This window comes from Nocardioides sp. (genome assembly GCF_036374615.1).
Lineage (GTDB): Bacteria > Actinomycetota > Actinomycetes > Propionibacteriales > Nocardioidaceae > Nocardioides.
Map to the genome: position 1 here is coordinate 1 of NZ_DASUTK010000012.1, position 3,738 is coordinate 3,738.

General features: G+C 70.0%; 3 protein-coding genes. All 3 read left to right on the plus strand.

From position 1 onward, the window contains the following. The first annotated feature begins 135 nt into the window (after positions 1 to 135). Positions 136 to 1,476 (plus strand): crotonyl-CoA carboxylase/reductase, encoded by a 1,341-nt coding sequence (gene ccrA, locus VFZ39_RS00570; RefSeq protein ID WP_330863768.1) that lies wholly within the window; start codon positions 136 to 138, stop codon positions 1,474 to 1,476. A gap of 110 nt (positions 1,477 to 1,586) precedes the next feature. Further along, positions 1,587 to 2,915 carry a hypothetical protein gene (locus tag VFZ39_RS00575; protein WP_330863769.1) on the plus strand — a complete coding sequence of 443 codons (1,329 nt, stop codon included), beginning with the start codon at positions 1,587 to 1,589 and terminating at the stop codon, positions 2,913 to 2,915. Beyond that, positions 2,912 to 3,738 (plus strand): AI-2E family transporter (locus VFZ39_RS00580; protein ID WP_330863770.1); only part of this gene is annotated, 827 nt, incomplete at its 3' end. The genes VFZ39_RS00575 and VFZ39_RS00580, both read left to right, overlap by 4 nt.

Sequence of the window (3,738 nt, forward strand, 5' to 3'; positions counted from 1 at the left end):
GCCCGTCCAGCCTGTCGAGCCCGTCCAGACGGCACCGCATTAGGTGCGTCACACCTGGCTGCGCCGACGGTGCTGCCTCGTTATCTTCACGCCAGCCTTCCACCAACCCCCTTGCGGGCCGATCGAGGAGTGACCGTGCACACCATCCTGGAAGCGATCCAGTCCCGGGACGCCACCACCGAGGACTTCGCCGGCCTCGAGCTGCCCGAGTCCTACCGGGCCGCGTTCGTGAAGAAGGACGAGGTCGACCTCTTCGAGGGCCTGGCCAGCCGCGACAAGGATCCGCGCAGGAGCCTGCATGTCGACGAGGTCCCGCTCCCGGAGCTGGGCCCGGGCGAGGCGCTGGTGGCGGTGATGGCGAGTGCGATCAACTACAACACCGTCTGGACCTCGATCTTCGAGCCGCTCCCGACGTTCGGCTTCCTCGAGCGCTACGGCCGGATGTCGCCGTTGACCGCCCGGCACGACCTGCCCTACCACGTGGTGGGCTCCGACCTCTCGGGCGTGGTGCTCAAGACCGGCGTCGGGGTCCACTCCTGGAAGCCCGGTGACCGGGTGGTCGCGCACTGCCTCTCGGTCGAGCTCGAGCACCCCGACGGTCACAACGACACGATGCTCGACCCGGAGCAGCGGATCTGGGGTTTTGAGACCAACTTCGGCGGGCTGGCCGACATCGCGCTGGTGAAGGCGAACCAGCTGATGCCCAAGCCCGAGCACCTCACGTGGGAGGAGGCCGCCTCCCCCGGACTGGTGAACTGCACGGCGTACCGCCAGCTGGTCAGCGCCAACGGCGGGAACATGAAGCAGGGCGACAACGTCCTGATCTGGGGGGCCTCGGGCGGGCTCGGCGGCTTCGCCACCCAGTACGCGCTGCACGGCGGAGCCACCCCGGTGTGCGTCGTGTCGAGCGAGGAGAAGGCCGAGATCTGCCGGCGGATGGGAGCGGAGCTGATCATCAACCGCTCTGAGGAGGGCTACCGGTTCTGGAACGACGAGGGCACCGAGCAGGACCCGCGGGAGTGGAAGCGGTTCGGCGCCAGGATCCGTGAGCTCACCGGGGGTGAGGACATCGACATCGTCTTCGAGCATCCGGGCCGGGAGACGTTCGGCGCCAGCGTCTACGTCACCCGCAAGGGCGGCACCATCACCACCTGCGCGTCGACCTCGGGCTACATGCACGAGTACGACAACCGCTACCTGTGGATGAACCTCAAGCGCATCATCAGCTCCCACTTCGCCAACTACCGCGAGTCGTGGGAGGCCAACCGGCTGATCGCCAAGGGCAGGATCCACCCGACCCTGTCGCGGACCTACCCGCTCGACCAGGTCGGCCAGGCCGCCCTCGACGTCCACCACAACAAGCACCAGGGCAAGGTCGGCGTGCTCTGCCTCGCACCCGAGGAGGGCCACGGCGTGGCCGACGAGGAGATGCGCGCCCAGCACGTCGACGCCATCAACCGCTTCCGGGGTGTGTGAGGGCGCGCCTGCCGTCGCCGCGGGCGAGGCGTGCTGGGATCGAGGTCCCGGATCGGGGAGACTTGGGCCCGGCAACCAATTCACGATCCCGGGGAAGAGGAAGCGCACCCATGAGCGACAGTGGCCTGTCCATCTTCGACGACGACGACGAGCCGGACACCAACGGCGACACCGGGTCGGGCGAGGCGGCCGACTCAGGCACGGACACGGGTGCGGCTGCCGGCGCCGGCAAGCGAGCCGCAGCGCCGCCGACCGGTGCCGACACCGAGCCCACCCAGGTGATCCCGGTCGTTCAGGCCGAGCCGGCACCAGCGCCCCAGGTCGACACCGAACCGACGCAGCCGGTTCCCGTCGTACCTCGTTCGGCTCCCGCGTCGCGTCCCGCACCCGCACCCGCACCGTCGCGCACACTGCCCCCACCGGTTCCCCCCACCGCTACGTCGACCTCCGGCTTCCCGACCGTGCGCCGGGGCGGCTACGACCGAGCGGCGGTCGACAACCGGGTGCGGCAGCTGCTCGCGGAGAAGTCCGGCCTCTCGAGCTCACTCACCGAGTCGGAGCGTCGCGTGATCGAGCTGGAGCGCCAGGTCGAGGAGACTCGCCAGCAGCTGAAGGAGAACCTCAGCCCGTCGTACGCCGGGCTGGGCGGTCGGGCCTCGGCCATGCTGCGACTCGCGGAGGAGGAGGCCGCCGAGATCCGTTCTGCGGCGGAGCGGGACGCCGAGGACATCCGCACCCATGCCACCCGTGACGCGGCAGCGATCCGCGCCGACGCCGCGCGCGAGGCCGAGGACATGCGGCTGGTTCAGCTGAAGGACCTCGACGAGGCCCGCGAGCGGGTCCGCGTGGAGGTCGAGCGGGAGCGCAGCCTCGCCACGGCCGAGGCGGAGGACCTGCTGGCCTCGGCCAAGCGCGAGGCCGACCAGCTCCGACTGGCCTCGCAGCAGGAGGCCAACGACCTGCGGACCAGCGCCAAGCGCGAGACCGAGCAGCTGCGGGCGACCGCCGACCGCGAGCTGCAGGAGGCCCGTCGTACGCTCGCGGTCGAGAAGGAGCGGCTGGCCAAGGAGGCGGCGGAGCACCACACCAGCGCGACCGCCGAGACCCAGCGGCTGGTGGCCGAGGCCGAGCAGCGAGCAGCCGCAGCCGAGGACCGCGCCCGGGAGGCCACCAAGCAGGCAACCGCCCATCGGCAGCAGGCCCAGACCGAGGCCGAGGCGATGCTGGCTCGCGCCCGTCGCGAGGCCGAGCAGATCGTCACCTCCGCCCGCACCCAGGCCGAGTCGATCTCCGCGACCGGTACCGCCGAAGCCGATCGAGAGCTCGCGGCCGTGAAGGCAGAGGTGGAGCGGATGACCAAGCGGCGCGACGCCATCGCCGCTCAGCTCGCCTCCCTCCGCGACGTCGTCGACGGCTTCGGCGAGGACGACCAGAAGTGAGCAAGGCGGACGGAGAGCCCGACGAGAAGGAGTCGGCGGCCGAGACCGAGCACCGGGAGTTCGGCACGCCAGGCGTGCCGTTCGAGCGGCACTCGCCGTTCTACATCGGCTTCTTCGGCGGGCTCGGTGTACTACTGGCGTACTGGCTCGGCACTCAAGTGCTGGCCATCTCGTCCGTGCTGGTGCTGATCCTGGTCGCGATGTTCCTCGCCGCGGGGCTCAACCCGGTAGTCGAGTTCTTCGTCGGTCGCGGGATGAAGCGGTCGTGGGCGGTGCTGACGGTGATCGTCGGGGTACTCATCGCGCTGGGGCTGTTCGTCTTGGCCATCGTCCCCGTGATCAGCGACCAGGTCGCCGCCCTGAGCCGCAGCGCGCCCGGCTGGTTGGACCAGCTTCAGCGGAACCGGACCGTGCAAGAGCTCGACGCGAAGTACGACGTGATCGACCGGATCCGCGACTACGTCGAGGAGGGTGATTACGCCAGCAGCGTGTTCGGCGGGGTCTTGGGCGTCGGCCTGGCCGTGCTGTCGGCCGTCGCGAACGCGTTCATCGTCACCGTGCTGATGCTGTACTTCATCTCCTCGCTGGAGAAGACCAAGCACGCCTTCTACCGGCTCGCGCCCGCGTCGCGTCGGGACCGCGTCGCCAAGCTCGGCGACCGGGTGATCACGAGCGTGGGTGGCTACGTCTCCGGCGCGTTCGTGGTGGCCAGCTGTGCTGGTATCTCGTCGCTGATCTTCCTGTTCATCGTCGGCCTCGGCGAGTACGCCGTGGCGCTGGCGTTCGTGGTCGCGCTGCTGGACGTGATCCCGATGATCGGCGC